The organism is Paenibacillus algorifonticola, assembly GCF_000971975.1.
Taxonomy (GTDB): Bacteria; Bacillota; Bacilli; order Paenibacillales; family Paenibacillaceae; genus Pristimantibacillus; species Pristimantibacillus algorifonticola.
This window is the reverse complement of the sequence record NZ_LAQO01000107.1, coordinates 1-933: the sequence shown is the minus strand read 5'-3', so window position 1 is coordinate 933 and position 933 is coordinate 1. Positions and strand designations below refer to the sequence as shown.

Here is a 933-nt window from a genome sequence, read left to right as displayed (position 1 = left end):
CGCGTGAAGCAGGATATCTCGCTGATTACGATAGAGGAGGCTGTGGCGGATGACGGCTCGCTGGATACGAATCCGGAGCCAGTGAACGGCTCGGAAGACGTAGCCTGCGTCATCTACACATCCGGCTCCACAGGCAAGCCGAAGGGGACGTTGACGAAGCACGCGAACATTAGCCGTGTCGTGAAAGCGACGAACTACATCGAGCTGACAGAGGAGGACAAGCTGCTGCAGTTGTCCAATTACGCGTTCGACGGCTCGACCTTCGATATCTATGGCGCGCTGCTGAACGGTGCGACCTTGGTGCTGCTGGAGCAGGAAGCGCTGCTGGACATGCGCAAGCTGACGCGCGTGATCCGCGAGCAGGGCATTACCGTGTTTTTCATCACAACGGCGCTGTTCAACGTGCTGACGGATGTGGACCCGTCGTGCCTGGCCGGCGTTCGGAAGGTGCTGTTCGGAGGCGAGAAAGTATCGGTTCCGCATGTGAGACAGGCGCTGAAGGTTATGGGAGCCAGCAAGCTGATTCATGTATATGGTCCGACGGAAAGCACCGTATTCGCGACGGCGTATCCCGTTGCAGCAGTAGAAGAAGGTGCGGCAACAGTGCCGATTGGCAAGCCGATCTCGAATACGGAGGCTTACGTGCTGGACAGCAGCCTGCGGATACAACCGCAGGGTGTGCCTGGGGAGCTGTGTCTGTCGGGAGCGGGACTGGCGAAGGGATATTTGAACCAGCCGGAGTTGACGGCGGAGAGGTTCGTTGATCATCCGTATGCGCCTGGCGAGAAGCTGTACCGGACAGGGGACCTGGTCCGACTGCTGGAGGACGGCAATATCGAGTATATCGGGCGGATGGACCAGCAGGTCAAAATCCGCGGCTTCCGCATTGAGCCGGGAGAGATCGCCGCTCGTTTGCGGGAGCACCCGTCTGTA

The 933-nt window shown here is 59.3% G+C and carries 1 protein-coding gene; it reads left to right on the top strand.

Going from position 1 to position 933, the window contains the following annotated elements; translation table 11 throughout:
* On the top strand, window positions 1–933 hold a 933-nt coding region (locus WH37_RS33160), incomplete at both ends, for an amino acid adenylation domain-containing protein (protein ID WP_046234949.1).